This is a genomic window from Streptomyces sp. 11-1-2 (assembly GCF_003595545.1).
GTDB classification, from domain to species: Bacteria; Actinomycetota; Actinomycetes; order Streptomycetales; family Streptomycetaceae; genus Streptomyces; species Streptomyces hygroscopicus_B.
Window position 1 is genome coordinate 6,802,168 of the sequence record NZ_CP022545.1, and the last position, 20,979, is coordinate 6,823,146.

The 20,979-nt window shown below is 70.6% G+C and carries 21 protein-coding genes and 1 tRNA gene; 14 read left to right on the forward strand and 8 right to left on the reverse strand.

What is annotated here, in order from left to right:
* Window positions 1–27: 27 nt before the first annotated feature.
* From moaC to CGL27_RS29175, 5 genes are all read left to right on the forward strand, one after another.
* On the forward strand, window positions 28–510 hold the full coding sequence (moaC, locus tag CGL27_RS29155) for a cyclic pyranopterin monophosphate synthase MoaC (protein WP_014054375.1): 483 nt from the start codon (window positions 28–30) through the stop codon (window positions 508–510).
* Window positions 507–1,058 carry a MogA/MoaB family molybdenum cofactor biosynthesis protein gene (locus CGL27_RS29160; RefSeq protein ID WP_119991036.1) on the forward strand — a complete coding sequence of 184 codons (552 nt, stop codon included), beginning with the start codon at window positions 507–509 and terminating at the stop codon, window positions 1,056–1,058. Before moaC ends, CGL27_RS29160 begins: the two co-directional genes overlap by 4 nt.
* Window positions 1,055–1,678 carry a GNAT family protein gene (locus CGL27_RS29165; protein ID WP_078643108.1) on the forward strand — a complete coding sequence of 208 codons (624 nt, stop codon included), beginning with the start codon at window positions 1,055–1,057 and terminating at the stop codon, window positions 1,676–1,678. Before CGL27_RS29160 ends, CGL27_RS29165 begins: the two co-directional genes overlap by 4 nt.
* Before the next feature lie 109 nt (window positions 1,679–1,787).
* Window positions 1,788–3,023, forward strand: a complete 1,236-nt coding sequence (gene glpR / locus CGL27_RS29170; protein ID WP_205587764.1) for a gephyrin-like molybdotransferase receptor GlpR — start codon at window positions 1,788–1,790, stop codon at window positions 3,021–3,023.
* A 75-nt stretch (window positions 3,024–3,098) separates the two neighbouring features.
* Window positions 3,099–3,172, forward strand: a tRNA-Ala gene (locus CGL27_RS29175).
* Between the two features lie 73 nt (window positions 3,173–3,245).
* Here the strand turns inward: CGL27_RS29175 and CGL27_RS29180 are convergent.
* Window positions 3,246–3,467 (reverse strand): hypothetical protein, encoded by a 222-nt coding sequence (locus CGL27_RS29180; RefSeq protein ID WP_205587765.1) that lies wholly within the window; start codon window positions 3,465–3,467, stop codon window positions 3,246–3,248.
* A 208-nt stretch (window positions 3,468–3,675) separates the two neighbouring features.
* On the opposite strand from CGL27_RS29180, the gene CGL27_RS29185 reads away from it, so the two are divergent.
* Window positions 3,676–5,169, forward strand: a complete 1,494-nt coding sequence (locus tag CGL27_RS29185) for an FAD-binding oxidoreductase (RefSeq protein ID WP_119991038.1) — start codon at window positions 3,676–3,678, stop codon at window positions 5,167–5,169.
* A 93-nt stretch (window positions 5,170–5,262) separates the two neighbouring features.
* On the opposite strand, the gene CGL27_RS29190 is transcribed toward CGL27_RS29185, so the two are convergent.
* The 3 genes from CGL27_RS29190 to CGL27_RS29200 are packed head-to-tail and all read right to left on the reverse strand — an operon-like array spanning window position 5,263 to window position 7,233.
* Window positions 5,263–5,715, reverse strand: a complete 453-nt coding sequence (locus CGL27_RS29190) for an arsenate reductase ArsC (protein ID WP_119991040.1) — start codon at window positions 5,713–5,715, stop codon at window positions 5,263–5,265.
* Window positions 5,708–6,832, reverse strand: coding sequence for an ACR3 family arsenite efflux transporter (gene arsB / locus CGL27_RS29195; protein ID WP_205587766.1), 1,125 nt, complete (start codon window positions 6,830–6,832; stop codon window positions 5,708–5,710). The genes CGL27_RS29190 and arsB overlap by 8 nt, the downstream gene beginning before the upstream one ends.
* Window positions 6,832–7,233, reverse strand: coding sequence for a metalloregulator ArsR/SmtB family transcription factor (locus tag CGL27_RS29200; RefSeq protein ID WP_119991042.1), 402 nt, complete (start codon window positions 7,231–7,233; stop codon window positions 6,832–6,834). Before CGL27_RS29200 ends, arsB begins: the two co-directional genes overlap by 1 nt.
* An 80-nt stretch (window positions 7,234–7,313) precedes the next feature.
* Here CGL27_RS29200 and CGL27_RS29205 point away from each other — a divergent pair, with 80 nt between their 5' ends.
* Complete coding sequence (locus tag CGL27_RS29205) at window positions 7,314–7,790, forward strand: ArsI/CadI family heavy metal resistance metalloenzyme (RefSeq protein ID WP_119994605.1); 477 nt, start codon at window positions 7,314–7,316, stop codon at window positions 7,788–7,790.
* Window positions 7,791–7,997: 207 nt separating this feature from the next.
* Window positions 7,998–9,053, forward strand: coding sequence for a hypothetical protein (locus CGL27_RS29210; protein ID WP_119991044.1), 1,056 nt, complete (start codon window positions 7,998–8,000; stop codon window positions 9,051–9,053).
* Window positions 9,054–9,197: 144 nt separating this feature from the next.
* Here CGL27_RS29210 and CGL27_RS29215 read toward each other — a convergent pair whose 3' ends face one another.
* Window positions 9,198–9,698 carry a DNA starvation/stationary phase protection protein gene (locus CGL27_RS29215; protein WP_119991046.1) on the reverse strand — a complete coding sequence of 167 codons (501 nt, stop codon included), beginning with the start codon at window positions 9,696–9,698 and terminating at the stop codon, window positions 9,198–9,200.
* 322 nt (window positions 9,699–10,020) lie between these two features.
* Here CGL27_RS29215 and CGL27_RS29220 point away from each other — a divergent pair, with 322 nt between their 5' ends.
* Window positions 10,021–11,187: a hypothetical protein gene (locus tag CGL27_RS29220; RefSeq protein WP_119991047.1), complete on the forward strand. Its 1,167-nt coding sequence runs from the start codon at window positions 10,021–10,023 to the stop codon at window positions 11,185–11,187.
* Window positions 11,188–11,248: 61 nt separating this feature from the next.
* On the opposite strand, the gene CGL27_RS29225 is transcribed toward CGL27_RS29220, so the two are convergent.
* Entirely contained in the window at window positions 11,249–11,791 is a 543-nt protein-coding gene (locus tag CGL27_RS29225) for a GNAT family N-acetyltransferase (protein ID WP_119991048.1), read from the reverse strand.
* A 63-nt stretch (window positions 11,792–11,854) separates the two neighbouring features.
* Between CGL27_RS29225 and CGL27_RS29230 the strand changes: the two genes are divergently transcribed.
* Window positions 11,855–12,658 (forward strand): exodeoxyribonuclease III, encoded by an 804-nt coding sequence (locus CGL27_RS29230; RefSeq protein WP_119994606.1) that lies wholly within the window; start codon window positions 11,855–11,857, stop codon window positions 12,656–12,658.
* Window positions 12,659–12,735: 77 nt separating this feature from the next.
* Here CGL27_RS29230 and CGL27_RS29235 read toward each other — a convergent pair whose 3' ends face one another.
* Complete coding sequence (locus tag CGL27_RS29235) at window positions 12,736–13,437, reverse strand: MerR family transcriptional regulator (RefSeq protein WP_237299952.1); 702 nt, start codon at window positions 13,435–13,437, stop codon at window positions 12,736–12,738.
* A 188-nt stretch (window positions 13,438–13,625) separates the two neighbouring features.
* Between CGL27_RS29235 and CGL27_RS29240 the strand changes: the two genes are divergently transcribed.
* The 4 genes from CGL27_RS29240 to CGL27_RS29255 all read left to right on the forward strand — a co-directional run bounded on the left by CGL27_RS29240 (window position 13,626) and on the right by CGL27_RS29255 (window position 17,477).
* Complete coding sequence (locus CGL27_RS29240; protein WP_119991049.1) at window positions 13,626–15,155, forward strand: NAD(P)/FAD-dependent oxidoreductase; 1,530 nt, start codon at window positions 13,626–13,628, stop codon at window positions 15,153–15,155.
* The gene (locus tag CGL27_RS29245) at window positions 15,152–16,102 is read left to right on the forward strand and encodes an alpha/beta fold hydrolase (RefSeq protein ID WP_119991050.1); all 951 of its coding nucleotides are present in this window, start codon (window positions 15,152–15,154) and stop codon (window positions 16,100–16,102) included. Before CGL27_RS29240 ends, CGL27_RS29245 begins: the two co-directional genes overlap by 4 nt.
* On the forward strand, window positions 16,099–17,004 hold the full coding sequence (locus CGL27_RS29250) for an SDR family oxidoreductase (protein ID WP_119991051.1): 906 nt from the start codon (window positions 16,099–16,101) through the stop codon (window positions 17,002–17,004). Before CGL27_RS29245 ends, CGL27_RS29250 begins: the two co-directional genes overlap by 4 nt.
* A 119-nt stretch (window positions 17,005–17,123) precedes the next feature.
* Window positions 17,124–17,477 carry a hypothetical protein gene (locus CGL27_RS29255; protein WP_119991052.1) on the forward strand — a complete coding sequence of 118 codons (354 nt, stop codon included), beginning with the start codon at window positions 17,124–17,126 and terminating at the stop codon, window positions 17,475–17,477.
* A 118-nt stretch (window positions 17,478–17,595) separates the two neighbouring features.
* Here the strand turns inward: CGL27_RS29255 and CGL27_RS29260 are convergent, their stop codons facing one another.
* Complete coding sequence (locus CGL27_RS29260) at window positions 17,596–20,958, reverse strand: S41 family peptidase (protein WP_119991053.1); 3,363 nt, start codon at window positions 20,956–20,958, stop codon at window positions 17,596–17,598.
* Window positions 20,959–20,979: the final 21 nt, after the last annotated feature.

Below are 20,979 nucleotides of genomic sequence, written 5' to 3' on the forward strand. Positions count from 1 at the left end.
AGCCACCTGGCCCGGACCGGGAGAACGATGAGCAGCGCCCAGGACCATCTCACCCACCTCGACCCGTCGGGCGCTGCCCGCATGGTCGACGTCTCGGCCAAGGACGTCACCGCGCGCACCGCCCGGGCGAGCGGCCGCGTACGCGTCGCGCCGCGCGTCGTGGAACTGCTGCGCGGCGAGGGCCTCCCCAAGGGCGACGCCCTCGCCACCGCCCGGATCGCGGGCATCATGGGCGCCAAGCGGACCCCGGACCTGATCCCGCTGTGTCATCCGCTCGCGGTGTCGGGCGTCACGGTGGACCTCGCTGTCGCCGACGACGCCGTCGAGATCACCGCCACCGTGAAGACCACGGACCGCACGGGCGTGGAGATGGAGGCCCTTACGGCGGTCTCGGTCGCCGCCCTGACGGTGATCGACATGGTCAAGGCCGTCGACAAGGGAGCCGTCATCACCGACGTCCGGGTGGAGGAGAAGACGGGCGGTAAGTCCGGCGACTGGAGCCGGACATGAGCGGCTCAGCGGTGCCACACCGCCACGCCCTGGTCGTCACCGCCTCCAACCGCGCCGCCGCCGGGGTCTACGCCGACACCGGGGGCCCGCTGATCGCCGAGGGGCTGGCCGCCCTCGGCTTCGCCGTGGACGGCCCGCGCGTGGTGCCCGACGGCGATCCGGTGGAAGCCGCCCTGCGGGACGCCGTGGCCGCCTCGTACGACGTCGTGGTGACCACCGGCGGCACCGGTCTCACCCCCACCGACCGCACCCCGGAGGCCACCCGCGCCGTCCTGGACTACGAGATCCCCGGCATCGCGGAGGCCATCCGCGCCGAGGGACTCGCCAAGGTGCCCACCGCCGCGCTCTCCCGGGGGCTCGCCGGGGTCGCCGGCACCACCCTGGTCGTCAATCTGCCCGGCTCCACCGGAGGCGTGCGTGACGGCCTCAAGGTGCTCGGCCGCCTCCTGGCCCACGCGGTCGACCAGATCCACGGCGGGGACCACCGCAGACCCGCCGACCCCGCTGCCCCCGCCGATTCCGCGGGGCCGGACGGGAGCGCGCGCTGAACGCCCCCTGGCCGGTCGCACTGGCGGACGGCGACACCGTCCTCCGCCCCATAAAGCTGCGCGACCAGCGCGCCTGGCGCGAGGTCAACCAGCGCAACCGGGAGTGGCTGCGGCGCTGGGAGGCGACCATCCCGCCGCCCCCGCCGGGCGGCCCCGTCACCCACCGGCCCACCTACCGGCAGATGGTCCGCCATCTGCGGGCGGAGGCGCACGCGGGGCGGATGCTGCCGTTCATCATCGAGTACCAGGGGCGGCTGGCCGGGCAGTTGACGGTCGCCGGGATCACCTGGGGGTCGATGTGCTCGGGCCATGTCGGCTATTGGATCGACCAGTCGGTGGCCGGGCGCGGAGTGATGCCGACCTCCGTCGCGCTCGCCGTCGACCATTGCTTCCGTGCCGTCGGACTGCACCGCGTCGAGGTGTGCATCCGGCCCGAGAACCTGCCCAGCCGCCGGGTGGTGGAGAAACTCGGATTCCGCCAGGAGGGGCTGCGGCCGCGCTATCTCCACATCGACGGCGCATGGCGGGATCACCTGGTCTACGCGCTCACGGTGGAGGAACTGTCCGAGGGACTGCTGAGCCGGTGGCACCGGACCCGACCAGGCGCGTCACAGAAATAAAATACTTGTTCGAATAACGGGAGAACATTTCCAGCCTGGTCATCCCATCAATCACAAAAAACTTTCGAGATATCAGCCAGATCGTGCGACACACCGCGCCAATTGGCAGATGGCCTCATGCGGACCCCTCTACCGTGTGAGCGTGAGCAGCAGTGGCCTCATCTACGCAGTCATCGTCGGGGCCTGGGCCGCCTATTTGGTGCCGATGTGGCTTCGTAGGCAGGACGAGCTCAATGAGGCCCGTCCGACGGAACGCTTCAGCACCGCCATCCGGCTGCTGTCCGGACGGGCGGGCATGGAGCGCCGTTACGCCAAGAGCCGTGCGGACCTCGAGCGCCCCGGGGACCCGGCGGACGACCCCGTGGAGCGCACCGCCGAGGACGCGGACGCCCCCGTCGCAGGGGGCGCCTCCGTGTCCGGGCCGGGGCGCTACGCGGCCGACCCGGAAGCGGTGACCGACGCGGTCGACGTCCGGGCCTTCGCCGACCCCGTAACCCTGCGCGCCCCCGCCCCCGCTCCCGCCGCCGAAGCCCCCTCCGAGGCGGCGCCGGCACCCGCGGCCGGGGGCGCGAGCGGTGCACGTGGCGCGGGCGGCACGGGAGGCGCGGGCGGCAGCGGAGCCTGGAGCGCGCTGGACCGTGGACGGCGCGCGCGAGTGCTCGCGCGCCGCCGCCGCACCACCGTGATGCTCTTCCTCGCCTTCACCCTCGGCGCGATCGCCGCCGCCGTCGGTGGCCTCGCCTTCCTGTGGGCCCCGGGTATCCCGGCCATACTGCTCAGCGCCTATATCGCCTACCTCCGCGCCCAGGAGCGCCGCCGCTTCGCGTTCACCATGGACCAGCGTCACGCCGAGCAGGCCGCGCAGCGGCTGCGGGAGCGCCGCCCCCGGGCCCATCCGCCCGCCGAGAGCCGGACCGCCGACGACGGCCCCGCAGGCCCTCCCGCCCCCGCCGAGGCCGAGCCCGCCCCCGCACCCGTGCCCTCCCGGCACGCGGCCGGGCGCCGCGCGCTGGTCGAGCAGACCGATCACGCCGAGTGGGTGGACCAGGAGCGCGAACGCGAGCGGGGCCCGGCCGCCGGGGCGGGCTGGGAGCCGGTGCCCGTCCCGCTGCCCACCTACGTCACCGCCCCCGTCGCCCCGCGCGCCACCGGCAGCGTCGACCTGGCCGCCCCCGACGCCTGGAGCTCCGCCCGGTCCAGCACCGTCGATCCCACCTCCGCCCAGAGCCCCGCCCCGGCCCCGGACCCGGCCGCCACCCCGCCCCGCGGCGCCCGCGACCGCGGCCGCACTCCCCTCTTCGACCAGTACGCCGACGAGGACCGGCCGCGTGCTGCCAACGAGTGACGGGCCCTTCACTGACCAGCGAGGAACGGATTACCAAGCACCCCGGAGGGGATGCTAGAGTTTCACTCGTTGCAAGGGCCTGTGGCGCAGACTGGTAGCGCACCTCGTTCGCATCGAGGGGGTCAGGGGTTCAAATCCCCTCAGGTCCACCGCAGCTCAAAGCCCCCGCCGGGGAAATTCGGCGGGGGCTTTTTGGTGCCGTACAGCAGCGAAGTACAGCAACTACTTCGGATCTTGCTTCCCCAGGTGTTTGCCGAGCCTCCGCGGCGCCTTACGGGTGGCCTCGGACGGGACGTGCGTGTAGCTCTCCGAGTCCGTCCACCGCTCTCCGGCCGCTTGCTTGGCCGCTTCCTGGTCCTTCCTGCGCGTCCGGAGAGCCGTGATACGGATCGCGGGAAGCGGCAGGGTGGCCGTTGAGGCTTCGGTCTTGGTCTCGTCATGCACCAGGCGACTGGATCAATGAATTCCCGCTTACGCGCCTTTCGGCGAGTCATCATGATCCTCGACCCGCGTGTTGGGCGGAATCGCTTTTGATCGCCTTGTTAGCCTGCGGCTCCGAGAGATCGTCCGCAAAGGGTTGAACGCGTCCGGCTGGTGAACACGATTTTCCTTGGCCGAGTATTGGCGCGGCCCGGTCGAGAGGATATGAACTATGCACGACTTTTCCCGCCGTCGTCTGCTCAGGACGACGGCGGCCGCTGGCGCCGGTGCGGTCGTTCTCCCTGGCGTTTCGGTCGCGGAAGCCTCGGTCGCGAGCGCCGCGAGTGAAATGTCCGGGGGCGCGAAATGCGGTCCGGCGAAGCTGACCGGTCGTATCGTCCATCCCGACGACCCCGGCTACGCGGATGCCAGCCTCGGCTGGGACGAGCTTTTTGTGCACTATCCGTTGGTCATCGTCTACGCCCAGAACACCCAGGACGTGGTGAATGCCCTTACCTGGGCCCGGCAGCACGATGTCGCGCTGCGGGTGCGGAGCGGCGGCCACAGTCTTGAGGGCTGGTCGAATGTGGACAATGGCATCGTGATCGACGTCAGCGAGTTGAAATCGGTCCACATCGACGCCGCCGCTCGTACCGCGAAGGTCGGCGCCGGCCTCAACCAGTTGGAAGCGGTCACCACACTCGCGCAGCAGGATCTCGCGGTGACGACCGGAACGGAGGGCAGCGTCGGCCTTTCCGGTGCGACGCTCGGCGGCGGTTTCGGCTTCCTCACCCGCTACCTCGGCATGGCCTGCGACAGCCTGATCGGGGCCGAGGTCGTCGCCGCGTCGGGCACCGACTGCGCCAAGGTGATCCATGCGGACCTGAGGAACCACTCGGACCTGCTCTGGGCGCTCCGCGGGGCGGGGAACGGCAACTTCGGGATCGTCACCTCGCTCACCTACAAGGCGGCTCCGCTGAACAGCGTCGCCTATCTGCAAGCGACCTGGGACGGCATCGGGAACCTTCAGGGGGTCTTCGACGCATGGCAGCACACGGGGCCGAGCGCCGATATCCGCCTCGGCACCCAGCTTGAGATCCACCGGAACCAGATTCTGCTGTTCGGGGTTCTCGCGGAAGGCTCGGCGGCAGAGGCGCAGCGGCTGCTGGCCCCGATCCTGTCGGTCGGCAGCCCCGAGGTCTCGGTGCAAGTCGGTAACTGGGGCGACGTATACGCGGGATTCCAGATTCCGACCGAGGACGAGCCCGCGAACTGGAAGTTCTTCTCGCAGTTCACCACCAAGCCATTCCCGAAGCGGGCGATCAGTGTGATTTCCGCATTCATGCGCGACGCCCCCACGGATGACAGCAACTTCTTCACCCAGGCATTCGGCGGTGCGGTGCGGAGACCGCCCCGCGGCGGCACGGCGTTCCCACATCGCGACGCGCTCTTCTATTCCGAGCCGGGCGCCGGCTGGGGGACTCGTGGTGAACCGGGCAGCGGTGACGCGCTCACCCCGGTGGCCCAGGCATGGATCGCCGAGTTCAGCCAGGCGCTGCGGCCCTATGTGAATGGCGCCTACGTGAATGTTCCGAACATCGGAATGCAGGATTGGGAAACCGCCTACTGGGGTGCCAACTTCGACCGGCTGCGGCAGGTCAAGGCGAAGTACGACCCGCACAACGTCTTCCAGTACGAGCAGAGCATCCCGCCCGCGTCCCGCTGACCGGCCTCCGCCACCGGGGCCGACCCCGCTCAAGCCCCGTACGTATGTGACAACTTGCCAGACCGGCGATCCGGGTGACCCTCGCGTCGAGGGTCACCCGCGGTCGTTTGCGGTGAATCCGCGGACGGGGTCGGGGCCGACGAGGCGGATGAGATTTTGGACGCGGGCCCGGATCTCGTCACGGATCGGCCGCACCGCCGCAACACCCCGCCCCGCCGGATCGTCGAGCTTCCAGTCCAGGTAGGTCTTGCCGGGGAAGTACGGGCAGGCGTCCCCGCAGCCCATGGTGATGACCACGTCCGAGGCTTGCACGGCCTCGGCGGTCAGCACCTTCGGGATCTCCGCCGCGATGTCGATGCCGACTTCCGCCATGGCTTCCACCACCGCGGGGTTGACGTGGTCGGCCGGTGCCGAACCGGCGGAGCGGACTTCGATGCGGTCGCCCGCGAGATGGGTGAGGAAGGCGGCTGCCATCTGGGAACGGCCCGCGTTGTGGACGCAGACGAACAGTACGGACGGCTTCTCGGGGTTCTGGGGGTCAGTCACGGGTGGAACCTTCCTGGGCGGGCGCGTGCTCGGCGGTCATGGCGGTGGGCTGGGGGAAGTAGCGGCGGGCGGCCAAAGCCACGTAGACGAGGCCGATCAGTACGGGCACCTCGATGAGCGGACCGACGACTCCGGCCAGGGCCTGGCCGGACGAGGCACCGAAGGTCGCGATGGCGACGGCGATGGCGAGTTCGAAGTTGTTGCCCGCAGCGGTGAACGCCAGCGTCGTTGAACGCGGGTAGTCCAGGCCCACCGCCTTGCCCAGTGCCATGGACCCGGCCCACATCACGGCGAAGTACACCAGCAGCGGCACCGCGATCCGCGCCACATCCATCGGCTGTGAGGTGATCGCGTCGCCCTGGAGGGCGAACAGGACGACGATCGTGAACAGCAGCCCGTAGAGGGCGAACGGGCCGATGCGCGGGATGAGCTTCGTCTCGTACCAGGCTCGGCCCTTGGTTCTCTCGCCGAGGCGACGAGTGAGGAACCCGGCTACCAGGGGGATGCCGAGGAAGATCAGCACGCTGCGGGCGATCTCCCACACGCTGATATCGAGATCGGTCTGTTCCAGGCCGAGCCGGCCGGGCAGCACGGTGAGGTAGAAGAAGCCGAGCGCGGAGAAGGCGATCACCTGGAAGACGGAGTTCAGGGCGACGAGGACGGCGGCGGCTTCGCGGTCGCCGCAGGCCAGGTCGTTCCAGATGATGACCATGGCGATACAGCGGGCCAGGCCGACGATGATCAGGCCCGTCCGGTACTCCGGCAGGTCCGGCAGGAAGAGCCAGGCGAGCGCGAACATGATGGCCGGGCCGAGGATCCAGTTCAGTACGAGCGAGGGGATCAGCAGGCGCCGATCCCGGGTGACCGTGTCGAGGCGGTCATAGCGGACCTTGGCCAGTACGGGGTACATCATGACCAGCAGGCCGAGCGCGATGGGCAGCGAGACGCCTGTGACGGTCACCTTCGCCAGGGCGTCGCCCAGGCCGGGAACGATCCGCCCCAGGCCGAGGCCGGCCGCCATCGCCAGCAGGATCCACACCGCGAGGAAGCGATCCACGAACGACAAGCGCGCGGCGACCGGATCGGCCGAGGACGCCGTCATGGGGTCGGCGGTCATCAGGCGTCCCCCGCCGTCCCGGCAGGCTCGGGCAGAGGCTGCCCGGCGGGGCGGGTGAGGATCCCGGCGAGCCGGTCGGTCATCTCCGGCAGCAGCCAGTAGTAGACCCAGGTGCCACGGCGCTCGCAGTCGATCAGCCCGGCCTGCCGTAGCAGCTTCAGGTGATGGGAGATCGTCGGCTGCGACAGATCGAAGGCCGGGGTCAGGTCGCATACGCACACCTCACCTCCGGCCCGGGAAGCGATCATCGACAGCAGCCGCAGCCGGATCGGATCGCCCAGCGCCTTGAACACCTTCGCCAGCTCGACGGACTGCGCCTCGTCCAGCGGAGCGGTCAGCAGTCCCGGGCAGCAGCCGTCGAGGCCGTCCTGACCGAGCACCGCAAGCTCTTGTTTCGACATGCTTCTATGTTGACGTTTTTCGATCCAAGGCGCAATGTTGCATCGAAGAACATCGATGCAACCCGATGGGAGTCCTCGTCATGTCTCGCGTGCAGCTCGCCCTGAACGTGCCCGACCTCGACGCTTCGGTGGCGTTCTACTCCAAGCTCTTCGGTGTCGAGCCCGCCAAGCGCCGCCCCGGATACGCCAATTTCGCGATCACCGAGCCGCCGCTGAAGCTCGTCCTGATCGAGGGCGAGGCGGAGCAGGAGACGCGGCTGGATCACCTCGGCGTCGAGGTGACGTCCGCCGATCAGGTCACCGCCGCCACCGACCGCCTGAAGGACGCGGGGCTCGCCACCTTCGAGGAGAACGACACATCCTGCTGCTATGCCCTCCAGGACAAGGTCTGGGTCCACGGGCCCGGCAAGGAGCCCTGGGAGGTCTACGTCGTCAAGGGTGACGCTGATCAGATGGGCAAGAGCGCGGCACTCGACACCGCCGACACATGTTGCGCGAGCGAGCCTGCCCCGACGGAGGCCCCCAAGGTCGCCACGGGCAGCGGGCACTGGGACTGACTGCAAGCCACGGAGGCGGGCGCCCCCTCTCATGGCCGACGCATTGGAGGATGCCGCAAGGACTGGACCCGTTCGGCGGCACACCAGGTGAGAGCTCGATCACCGGTAGTTAGAAAGAGAACGTCATCTTGCCATCCCGGTTGACCAGCATGGCCGCTGGGTGCCGGTGATGCTCCGCTTCACTCCAGCGCTGAGGAAGGCGTAGCGATGAGGTTCATTTCGCGGTCCGGCGCCATGACCGTCGCGGTCGGTGCGGGACTCTCCCTCGTGGTCCTGCCGGCCGGGTCGGCCAGTGCCGCCGAAGACATTCAGGTGCGGTGCAACGACATCCCCGGCCTGGTGGACGCGATCAACCAGGCCAACGCCAACGGCGGTCGCATCACCCTCGCGTCCCGCTGCACCTACACACTGACCACACCGGACAACCCGGACGATGGGCTCCCGGAGATCACCGGGGACGTGACCATCTCCGGCAACGGCTCCACCATCCGACGCGACCCGGACGCCACGGAAAGCTTCCGCATCTTCCACGTGGTGTCCGGTGGCACACTCACCCTGAAGTCGCTCACGGTCAGCGGCGGCGTCAGCAGCAACTCTGGCGGCGGGGCCCTCAACGATCAGGGCGCGCTGAACCTGAACGACGCTGTCTTCAAGGACAATTTCGCGGTTACCGGTGGTGGCGTCTCCAACAACGGTGGACAGCTCAACCTCGACCGCACCACCGTCGAGCGCAACCGCGCGGCCAGCTTCGGCGGCGGAGTCCTCAACACCGGTAACGGCACAACGACGATGAAGCGCGGCTCCCTGCTCAAGAACCGGGCGGTCACCAGCAATGGTGGCGGTTTTGAGAACCAACTGGGTACCGCGTCCCTGGAGTCCGTATCGATCAGGGGCAACACCGGCATTGAGGGTGGTGGCATCCGCAACGTGAACGCCTCCACCCTGAACCTGAAGTCGACCACTCTCAAGGACAACATCGCTGTGAGGGGCGCGGGCCTCTCAAACCTCTCCACCCCCTTCGGCACCGCCACCGCCACATTGGTCGACAGCCTGGTCACCCGTAACACGGCGATCACCGCCGGTGGCGGCATCGACAACCAGTCCGGTCAGGTGACGCTCACCAACACCAAGGTCGTCGACAACGAGCCGGACAACTGCGCCCCCGAAGGCAGCGTCCCCGGATGCGCCAACCCCACCGCCACCATTGACCCGCCCCCCACGCAGGAACTCCTGTCCGACGACGACATCAAAGACCCCGAGTGAGGAAGAAGGGCGGGACCCACTCACCGGGTCCCGCCCTTCTGTGCGCCGTCCGCCGACTACTTGCAGGGGTTCAAATCCCCTCAGGCCCACCGCAGCTCAAAGCCCCCGCCGGGGATATTCGGCGGGGGCTTGCGGGGAGTGGTGTCAGACGGATCGGTTTTCCGCGCTGACCATCCAGGCGTGCTTCTCCAGGGAGTCGATGATCCCGTGCAGTAGGTCGGCCGTGGGGGGATCCTCGTTGTCGACCTGGTCATGGTGGGTGCGCAGCGTATCGGCGGTGGCACGCAGGCGCGAGGTGACGAGGTCGACAACGGTGCTCACATTCACCTCTCCCGCCGGGAACGCGGGGAGCGTGGTGGTCGCCGCGACGGTTTCGGAGCGGCCGTCCGGCACGGTGGCGAGAGCGCGCATGCGCTCGGCGATGGTGTCGGCCGATTCCCGGGCGTCGTCGACGATCTGATCCAGCTGCAGGTGCAGGTCCCGGAAGTTGTGGCCGACCACGTTCCAGTGGGCCTGCTTTCCCTGGAGGTGCAGTTCGACGAGATCCACCACGATCTGTTGCAATGCCTGGGCGAACTGCGGCGAGGCCGTGAATCCGGCGGCATCGGTCTCCGAGCGTCGGGAACCCCCGGCAGAAGCGGGCATGGCGTGTCTCCTTCGCAAACGTCACGGCACGGCAGACCCCTGGAGCAGAAGGCCCGACTTCCTATGCGATCCAGCCTATGGAGGTCTCTCTCCGTCGCCACCGAGCCTGATCCAGTCGGGTGGACGCCCGGATCAGCGATGTCATGGAATCGTGCTGACCGCGTTCGTGTTTGGTGCGGGCCGGGGGACGGGTGATGGTGCAGGCCAGGGGCGCGGGCATAGTAGATGCCCTGTCCAGTGGCTTCGTGGCGTGAAAGCGCCGTAGGGCAGACGCGACATAGCACAGCACAACAACTGCACCACAACAGGGGGATAAGGCTCCATGCCACTCATACGCCGTTCCACCGTGGCGGTCGCGGCCATGACCGCGCTGCTGGTGGTCTCCGCTTCCGCCTGCGGGCCCGGTGACGACGAGGCGGCTTCCGCGTCGGACTCCTCGGCCGCGCCCGATGGGCAGCAGGCCAAGGACGGGATCCAGCTGCCGGAAGGCGTCCCGACGAGTCTGGACGACCTGAAGAAGTGGAAGGAGGGCGGCTGGAAGGACTGGGACGAGTGGGCCCGCAAGGCATCGGAATTCGCCAATCCGGTGATCAAGAACTTCTGGCAGCCGTCCCGGATGGCCAAGGCGAAGGACTCGTCGACCACCGTCTCCACGCAGAGCACCGGCCAGAACCAGGCGGCCACCGACCCCGAGCCGCCCGCCGTGCCGGCCAAGCAGGTCTCGCGGCCGTACCACCAGAACATGGCGCCGGTCGGGAAGGTGTTCTTCGACAGCCCCGAGGGGCCGATGGTGTGCTCCGGCACGGTTGTCGACGACCCGGCGCATCCGGGGAAGTCCAACCTGGTGTGGACCGCGGGCCACTGTGTGCACTCCGGCAAGAAGGGCGGCTGGATGCGGAACATCGTCTTCGTGCCCTCGTACAACGACAACGGACTGGGGGCCGAGCAGACCCAGACGGCGGCCCAGAACGAGGTCAGCCCCTACGGCGTGTGGTGGGCGGACTGGTCGCAGACCTCGTCCGAGTGGATGGCGAACGGCGGTAAGACCGGCGGGGTGGGGTCGGCGTACGACTTCGCGGTGCTGCACCTGAAGCCCGAGGGCGGCGGTGGCAAGTCGCTGCAGGAGACGGTCGGGGCCTCGGTGCCGGTGTGGTTCGGGGCGCCGTCGGCGGACCGGGTGAGCTCGATCGGCGCGTACGGCTATCCGCAGGCCCCGCCCTACGACGGGGCGAAGATGTTCAACTGCACCAGCAGGCCGGGTCGGCTGTCGTTCTCGCCCACCTCGCCGACGATGTACCGGATCGGCTGCTCGATGACCGGCGGTACCTCGGGCGGCGGCTGGTTCGTCAACAACGACGGCAAGACGGTGCTGGTGTCCAACAGTTCGATCGGCTCTTACGGACACACCTGGCTCGCCGGTCCGCATCTGGGGGCCGAGGCGAAGGGCGTGTTCGAGGCCATCAGCAAGAAGTACGCCGGTCAGGGCTGACCGGCCCGCAGTCGCACGGCAGACGTAAGGGGCCCGCTCCGGATCCGGAGCGGGCCCCTCGTCATGGCCTTACGGATGGCTCTACGGATGGGCCTGCGGACGGGCTTGTGGATGGCTCTACAGGGGTGCCCGTAAGGAGCTTGGCGTAGCAGCGGCTGCTCTCCTCGAAGCGGTAGAGCCCGAACTTCGGCACCGGTGCGTAGCCGGACGAGGTGTACAGCTCTATGGCCTCGGGCTGCTCGGTGCCGGTCTCCAGGACCATCCGCACCCGCCCCGCCTCCCGCGCGCTGTCCTCCAGCGCCGCGAGGATCCGCCGGGCCAGCCCGCGCCCCCGCGCCGCGCGCACCACGAACATCCGCTTGATCTCGGCGTCCCCGTCCTCGTAACCCTCTTCGCTGCGCTCCTGGCTGCGCCAGCCGCCGGTCGCGGCCGGGGTGCCGTCCGGGTCGTAGGCGATGAGGTAGAGGCCGTGCGGCGGGTCGAAGTGGGCCGCGTCCATGTGCGTCAGATCGCCCTCGCCGTAGCGCACGGCGTACTCCGCCTGCACTTCCTCGTCGAGTTTGAGGGCGTCGGGGTGGTCGTAGCGGATTGGTTGAATATTCATGCGTCGAATCGTACTTCTATGCAGTGGATGGGCGCGTGGTTTTTGTCGCGTATCGTGCCGGAGGTGCTCACCGTGACGACCGTGAATGTAAACGGGCTGCGCGCCGCCGCCAAGAAGGGCTTCGGCCCTTGGCTGGACGCTACCGCGGCCGATGTGGTGTGCCTCCAGGAGGTACGCGCCGAACCCAAGGAGCTGCCGGAGGCGGTCCGCGAACCCGACGGCTGGCATGTGGTGCACGCCCCCGCGGCGGCCAAGGGCCGGGCCGGGGTGTCGGTGTACGCCCGGCGCGAACTGGAGGGCGTGCGGGTCGGCTTCGGGTCGTCCGAGTTCGACGGCAGCGGCCGCTATGCGGAGGTCGATCTGCCCGGCGTGACCGTCGGCAGCCTGTATCTCCCCTCGGGTGAGGTCGGCACGGACCGCCAGGACGAGAAGGAGCGCTTCATGGCGGAGTTCCTTCCGTATCTGAAGGAGCTGCGCGAACGGGCGGCGGCCGGCGGGCGCGAGGCGCTGGTGGCCGGCGACTGGAACATCGCCCACCAGGAGGCCGACCTCAAGAACTGGAAGGCCAACCAGAAGAAGTCCGGGTTCCTGCCGGCGGAGCGCGCCTGGCTGACCAGCGTCTTCGAGGAGGCGGGGTACGTGGACGTGGTGCGCGCCCTGCATCCGGACGTCGCCGGTCCGTACTCGTGGTGGTCCTACCGCGGCCGGGCCTTCGACAACGACGCCGGCTGGCGCATCGACTACCAGATCGCCACCCCCGGGCTCGCCGGGCGCGCGGTCAAGGCGGTCGTGGAGCGGGTGCCCGCCTACGACCAGCGGTGGAGCGACCACGCCCCGGTGACGGTGGCCTACGGCTCGGCTCACTGACCTTCGCGGGGGCACGGGTCTCGCGGGCTCGCTGACGTCCGGCGACTGGTCCCGTCGGCTCGCCGGCCTCAGTGGCCTCACTGATTCCCGGAGTGGCCGCCGGGCGGCGTCTCGTCCATCTCCGCCCGCATGCGGCGGTTCATGGCCATCGTCAGCTCGGCGTCCACCACGCTCGTGGCCAGCGGCCGCAGCCGCTTCACGGTCTCGCCGACGTCCTCGCCGCGCTCCAGGGCGTCCGCCGCCGCATGGGTGCGCAGCAGTGTGACGAAGGTCTCGGCGATCGCGTCCACATGCTCACGCACCTCGCGCCCCGCGGCGAGCACCGCGGCCAGCGGGATGCCCTGTTCGACCAGGGTGTGTGAGACGTCCAGCAGGCGGCGGCTGAGGTGGACGATCTCGTCGCCGTCGACGGCCAGATAGCCGAGGTCGAGCGAGGTGGTGAGGTTCTCCGGGGTGACTTCGCCGTGGAAGTAGTCCGCGAGCGCCTCGGGGGTGAGCCGGACCGGGGTCTCCGAGGGCCAGGAGGGGGCCGCACCGGGCAGCCCGAGCAGCTCGCCGACGTCCCGGCGGCCGCTTTCGAAGGCGGCGATCAACTCGGCGATTCCGCCGAGGGTGTGGCCGCGCTCCAGCAGCCCCGCGATCGTCCGCAGCCGGGCCAGATGGTGGTCGTTGTACCAGGCGATCCGGCCGTCGCGGCGCGGTGGCGGGATCAGCTTGCGCTCCCGGTAGAAGCGCAGGGTGCGCACGGTGATCCCGGCCTTCTCGGCCAGTTCCGGCATGCGGTACTCGCGTACCTCGTCCGCTTCGCTCGTCGCCACTACTGAAGCCTATGCCGCGGCCGGTCGGGTGCGACCGGCGGTAACTTCGTTGTCCACAGCCCCTACCGCTCGGTAGATCCCTGTCCTACGCTCCCATCGTGCCAGTGATTGCTGGCACGGTCGTATTCGCGTTCGTGGAAGGCGGCGGCATGGCTGGGCTGACGCATGAGCATGTGCGGGTGGCGGTGATCGGAGCCGGATTCGGCGGTCTGGGAGCGGCGGTGCGGCTGCGCCGCGCGGGCATCACGGATTTCGTGGTCCTGGAGCGGGCGGAGGCGGTCGGCGGGGCCTGGCGGGACAACACCTATCCGGGGTGCGCCTGCGATGTCCCGTCGCATCTGTATTCGTTCTCCTTCGCGCCCAACCCCGACTGGCCCCGGAACTTCTCCGGCCAGCCGCATATCCGCGCGTATCTGGAGCGGGTCGCCGACACCTTCGGGTTGCGGCCGCACCTGCGCTTCGGCGCCGAAGTGCGGTCCCTGCGCTGGGACTCCGCGGCGGTGCACTGGGAGGTGGAGACGGCGCGGGGCTCGCTGACCGCCGATGTCGTGGTCAGCGCCACCGGTCCGCTCGCCGACCCCCGGATCCCGGACATTCCCGGGCTCGACGGCTTCCCCGGCGCCGTCTTCCACTCCGCGCGCTGGGACCACACCACCGATCTGCGCGGCAAGCGCGTGGCGATGATCGGCACCGGCGCCTCGGCCATACAGATCGTCCCCGCCATCCAGCGTGAGGTCGGCCGGCTCACCCTCTTCCAGCGCACTCCGCCCTGGGTGCTGCCGCGGATGGACCGCCGGATCAGCGGCCTGGAGCGATGGCTGCACTCGAGGATCCCGGCCACCCGGGCGCTGCGCCGCGGGGTGCTGTGGGGCATCCGGGAGCTGCAGGTGGGGGCGTTCACCAAGCGGCCGGGCGAGATGCGGTTCGTCGAGCGGCTGGCCGGTGCGCATATGCGACGGGCCATCAAGGACCCGGCGCGGCGGGCGGCGCTGACGCCGGACTACCGCATCGGCTGCAAGCGCATCCTGCTTTCCAACGACTACTATCCGGCGCTCGCCCAGCCGCATGTGGACGTGGTTCCGGCCGGGCTGAAGGAGGTGCGCGGCGCCACCCTCGTCGGCGCCGACGGCTCCGAGACCGAGGCCGACGCGATCATCTTCGGCACCGGCTTCCATGTGACCGACGTCCCCATAGCGCAGCGGGTGACCGGGGCGCGCGGGACGACGCTCGCGGAGGAGTGGAAGGGCGGGATGGAGGCGCTGCGCGGCACCAGCCCGGCGGGCTTCCCCAACTTCCTGACCATCATCGGGCCCAACACCGGCCTCGGGAACAGCTCGATGATCCTCGTCATAGAGGCGCAGCTGGCCTATATGGCCGACTATCTGTGCCAGTTGGACATGCTGGGCGGCAAGGTCGCGCTGGACGCCCGGCCGTCCGCGGTGCGGGCGTACACGGACATGATCCAGGAACGGATGCGGCGCACGGTGTGGAACACCGGCGGTTGCGACAGCTGGTACCTCGACAACGGCCGCAACACCACCCTGTGGCCCGGGACGACCAGCGAGCTGCGGAAGGTCACCCGGCGCGTGGACCTCGCCGAGTACACGGTGCTGCGGCCGCACACCGGGCCCGTCAAGGCCACGGTGTCCACGGCGGGTGCGGGGAGGGGATCGCGGTGAAGCGGCTTCCTTCCCCGACCGCCGGGCCGTACGCCTCGCCCGTCCCGGAGCGCGAGTTGACGGTCGTCTCGGCCGACGGGAGCCGGCTCCACACGGAGCTGCACGGCCCCGAGGACGCCCCGGCGGTCCTGCTCGCGCACGGCTGGGTCTGCTCCACGGCCTTCTGGGCGCCGGTGGTGCGCGCCCTCGCGGCCGACCACCGGGTGATCGTCTACGACCAGCGCGGCCATGGCCGCAGCCCGGCCCCGGGGCCCGGCGGCTACAGCATCCACGCCCTGGCCGACGACCTGGTGGCGGTGCTGGAAGCGACCCTTCCGCCCGGTCGGCGGGCCGTGCTGGCGGGCCACTCCATGGGCGGGATGACGCTGATGGCCGCGGCCGACCGCCCCGCGCTGCGCGAGCGCGCGGCCGCCGTGGTGCTGTGCAGCACGGGCGCCTCACGGCTGGTGGACCGGTCGCGGGTGGTGCCGCTGCGCTCCCCGCGGGCACGGGCGCGGGTGCACCGCGTGCTTCTCGGCTCAAGCGCCCCCTTGGGCCCGGTCACCCCGCTCGCCAAGCGGCTGGTGCGGTACGCCACGATGGGCCCCGGCGCCGACCCGGCCGCGGTGGACATGTGCGCGCGGATCCTGCACGCCTGCCCCCGCGCCGTACGCGCCGGATGGGGCCGCGTCCTGCTCGACCTCGAACTGGAGGCGCGCATCGGCGAACTGACCATGCCCACGGCCGTCATCGTCGGCACCGCCGACCGGCTCACCCCGCCCGAGCACGCCGACGCCCTGGCCGCCGCGCTGCCGCACTGCACCGGCCTCATCGAGCTCCCGGGGCTCGGCCATATGACCCCGGTGGAGGACCCCGAGGCGGTCACCGGCGTGATCCGCGGTCTGGTCGAGGAGTTCGGGACGTCCCACCCCACACCAACAGCCGAAGCGAAGGAGCAGACGACATGAGTGCGCGCAGGAGCCTTGAGGGCCAGGTCGCGGTGGTGACGGGCGCGGCGCGGGGCGTCGGCGAGCTGCTCGCGCGCAAGCTCTCCGCACGCGGCGCGAAGGTCGCGCTGGTGGGCCTGGAGCCCGAGGAGCTGAAGCGGGTCGCGAAGCGGCTGCCGACCGACTCCGCCCACTGGCACGCCGATGTCACCGATGCCGAGGCGATGGCGCGGGTGGCGGGGGAGGTCGTGGAGCGGTTCGGCGCGGTGGACATCGTCTGTGCCAACGCGGGTGTGGCCCAGGCCGGTCCGTTCCTCGACTCCGACGAGACGGCCTGGCGGCGGGTGATCGAGGTCAATCTGCTGGGCAGCGTCACCACGGCCCGCGCCTTTCTGCCCGCGCTGACCGCCAGCCGCGGCTATCTGCTGCAGATCGCCTCGCTCGCCGCGCTCGCGCCCGCGCCCATGATGACGGCGTACTGCGCGTCCAAGTCCGGCGTCGAGGCGTTCGCCCACAGTCTGCGGGCCGAGGTGGGCCACCGTGGGGTGCGGGTCGGCGTGGGGTATCTGAGCTGGACGGACACCGATATGGTGCGCGGCGCCGACCAGGACGAGGTGATGCGCGAGCTGCGGCAGCGGCTGCCCTGGCCCGCGGGCCGCACCTATCCGCTGGGCCCGGCGGTGGACCGGCTGGTGGCAGGCATCGAGCGCCGGTCGGCGCATGTGTACGCGCAGTGGTGGCTGCGCGGTATGCAGTCGGTGCGCGGCTATCTGCCCGCGTTCATCCACGCCGTGGGGCGGCGCGAGATGCGCCGTGCCGAACCGAGGCTGGCGGCGACCCGGGAGGGGCGGGGCGGTCTGGTGGGCGAGGGCGGCGCGGCGGACGAGAAGGCGCGCACGGCGGGCACGGAGCGTTACCAGTAACGCTCCGTCAACCGCGCTGACCTGTGCTTTCTTCGGCTCCTCCGATCCGGAATGCGGAGAAAGTCAGCACATGTAACTCTTGTCGGGCCCGACGCCATTCACCCGATGAGGAGTGACACATGGGCCCCAAGGACCAGCCGAACGACAAGGGCCAGCAGGCCAAGCGGAAGCCGCAGGGCGGGCGGAGCCAGGAGCCGCGGCGCGGCCAGCAGCCCGGTGAGCGCATGCAGTCCGGTGAGCGGATGCAGCCCGGCGAGTGCGCGCAGTCCGGCGAGCGGATGCAGTCCGGTGACCGCGCGCAGTCCGGTGAGCGTATGGAGGAGCGCTCCCGCCGGGAGCCGGGGCAGGAGCAGCGCCGTGGCCAGCAGGACCGGCCGGAGGGCCGCGGGCAGTCCCAGCGGATGAGCCGTGAGCGCCGTCAGCCGGGCATGGGCGACGAGACGATGGACCAGGAGCCCTTCGAAGAGATGTGACGCGCCAGGGCGGGAGGGGCGCATCCCCGTGGTCGACCATGGGAATGCGCCCCTGCGCTTGCCCTTGCGCCTGTCTGTGCCCGGTGCCGCTCCTGCCCCGGTCTCCCGGTGGAAGCGCTCACTTCCCCTTGCGGGGCGGCTTACTTCCCTTGCGCGAGGACTTACCTCCCTTGCGCGGCGGCTCACTTCGCCGGCGCGGCGGCAGTTGGGGTCGGCGCAGATCGGGCACGTCCGAGTAGTCCGGCGGGGTCGCGGCCGGATGCCGCTCCAGCAGATCGAGCGCCGTACGGACGGCGACCCCGAGCTGCGGAGCGCGGCCCTCCGCCCAGTCCACGGGGGAGCGCGGCGCCTCGATGTCCGGCTCCACACCGTGGTTCTCCACGCCCCAGCCGTAGGCGTCGAACCACGCGGCGTTCATCGGCACCGTGATCGACGTGCCGTCGCCGAGGCGGTGACGGCCGGTCATCCCGACCACCCCGCCCCAGGTGCGCAGCCCCACCACCGGCCCGATGCCCTGGATCTTGAAGGCCGCGGTGATCATGTCGCCGTCGGAGGAGGTCGCCTCGTCGGCGACCGCGACGATCGGCCCGCGCGGCGCGTTGCTGGAGTACGACACGGGCTGGGCGTTGCGGGTGAGATCCCAGCCCATGACCTTGCGGGTGAGCTTCTCCACCACCAGCTCGCTGATGTTGCCGCCCGCGTTGCCCCGGACGTCCACGATCAGTGCGGGCAGCGACATCTCGCGACGCAGATCGCGGTTGAACTGCGCCCAGCCCGAGCCGCCCATGTCGGGGATGTGGAGATAGCCGCACCGCCCGCCGCTCAACTCCCGTACCACGGCTCGGCGCTGGGCCACCCAGTCCTGGTAGCGCAGCGGCCGGTCGTCGATCAGCGGGGAGACCGCGACCCGGCGCGCGGGCCCCTCGCCGTCCGGCGGCTCGAAGGTCAGCTCCACCGTCGTGCCGCCCCCGGCCGTCAGCAGCGGGAACGGACCGGCCACCGGGTCCACCGGGCGCCCGTCGACATGGGTGAGGACGGCGCCGTCCCGGATGCCCAGACCGGCCAGCGGCGAGCGGGCCCGGGAGTCGGAGGACTCACCGGGCAGGATGCGGGCCACCGCCCACCGGCCGTCCTTGGTGCGGGTGAGGTTGGCGCCGAGCAGTCCGATGGGGCGCTGGTAGTGGGGCGGGCCCTCGTTGCGGCGCGCGGCGGCGACGTAGGCGTGCGAGGTGCCCAGCTCGCCGAGGGTCTCGCGGAGCAGATCGGCGAACTCGTCGGGCGAGGCGACCCGTTCGACCAGCGGACGGTACTGGTCGAGCACCCCGTCCCAGTCGACACCGCACATCCCCGGGTCCCAGAAGTAGTGCCGGGTGATGCGCCCGGCCTCGTCGTACGCCTGCCGCCACTCGGCCGCCGGATCGACGGTGTGCTGGATCCGCCGCATGTCGAGGTGGACCGTGGAGTCGCCGTCGCCGGTCTCGGTGGCGGGCATCGCGCGCAGATCGCCGTCGTCGTAGGCCACCAGCCGGGTGCCGTCGCCGCTGACCGCGAACCAGTCCAGCTCACTGGTGAGTTCGGTCCGTTTGGCCTTCGCCAGGTCGAAGTGTTCCAGGGTGGGGCGGCTCGAGGTCTCGGCCGGGTTGGCGAACGTCTCGCCGAGCGCGCCCGAGATCGGCCAGCGCAGCCAGACCAGTCCGCCACCGCTGACCGGGTACAGCGAGGAGTACTTGGACGCGGACACCGGGAAGACCGTGACCCGGCTGGCCAGCCCCTCCACCTCGACCGTCACCGTGCCGTCGCCGTCGTCCCCGCTGTCGTCCGGGTCCAGCCCGCCCGCCGCCGGGCGCCCCTCGGGGGACAGTGCGAAGGGCGACGGGGTGGCGGAGGACAGCGGTACGAGATAGGGGCGGCAGCCCAGCGGGAAGGAGAGGTCGCCGGTGTGCACGTCGTAGACCGGGTCGAAGCCGCGCCAGGAGAGGAAGGCGAGATAGCGGCCGTCGCTGGTGAAGACCGGCTCCTCGTCCTCGAACCGCCCATTGGTCACGTCCACTATGGTCCGGTCGGCCAGCCGCGCGATCTTGATCGAGCGCAGGGTGCGGCCTATCCCGGGGTGGGACCAGGCGAGCCATCCCGAGTCGGGGGAGAAGGCCAGGTCGCCCGCCGGGCCGTTGTCCGACCGGATCAGCTCGGTGACCTCGCCGTCCCCGTCGGCGGAGGTGTCCACCAGCAGCAGCCGCCCGTCGCCCGCGGCGACCGCGAGCAGGTCGCCGTCCGGCGAGGACTCCAGCTCATGCACCCGCCCCAGCAGCCCGGCGGCCAGCCGGCGCGGCTCGCCGGGGCCGCTGGCCCGGGGCAGCTGCGCGATCTCGATGGCGTCCTCGCCCTCCGCGTCGGTGAGGTACGCGACCCGGCCGGTCGAGCCCAGCATCACGGGCAGCCGCACCCGGACGCCCGGGCTGTCGGCGAGGGTGCGGGCGGGGCCGTCGCGGTGGGTGAGCCAGTACAGGCTGCCGCGGACGCACACCGCGCTGGCCCGGCCCGTGGTGTCCACCGACAGCGAGTCGATATGCGAGGCGGCCGGCACCTGGTAGGGCCGCCGCCCGGTCCGCGCCCCGCCCAGCCGTACGTCCAGCTTGCGTGGCACGCCGTCCGGGCCCAGGTCGTCCACCAGCCACAGCTCGCCCGCGCACTGGTAGACGACGCGGGAGCCGTCGGTGGAGGCGTGGCGCGCGTAGAAGTCGGCGTGGTCGGTGTGGCGGCGCAGATCGGTGCCGTCGGGCAGACAGGAGTAGAGATTGCCGATGCCCTCGTGGTCGGAGAGGAAGGCGATCCGGCCGCCGACGAACATCGCCGCGTCCAGATGGCCGTTCAGCTCCTCCGCGAGCCGGGTGCCGTGCAGCCACAGCCGCCCGGTCGCACCGCCCCGGTAGCGCTTCCAGGTGGCGGGCTCATGCGGCGGCTTGCCGGTCAGCAGCAGGGTGCGGCGCTCGCCGTCGAGGTCGGCCACCGCGATATCGGCCACCGGCCCCCAGGGCAGCCGCCCGCCGGGGCTGCCGTCGGTGGGCAGGGTGTAGGCCCAGGAGAAGTGGGAGAACGGCTGCTCATGGGAGGAGAGCGCGAGGATCTGGGAGACGCTGTCCTGGTCCGGCGGGGTCCAGCCGCAGACCTGGGCGTCCGTACTGCCCCAGTAGGTCAGCCGACGGGCCGGGCCGCCGGCCGTGGGGACGAGATAGATCTCCGGGTCGAGGCTGCGCCAGGTGGTGAACGCGATCTGGGAGCCGTCGGGGGAGAAGCGGGCAGGTCCCACGCGCGTACGGTCCACGGTCAGCCGCCAGGCCCGCCCCGGGGGCCCGTCGGGAGCGGTCAGCGGGGCGACCCACAGATCGTCCTCGGCCGCGAAGCACAGCAAGTCGCCGTGCAGATGCGGAAATCGCAGGTATGCCAGGTCGTCGTCGCTTCCGTAAGGCTCCACCCCACCCATGTTTTCGAGCTACGCCATTTG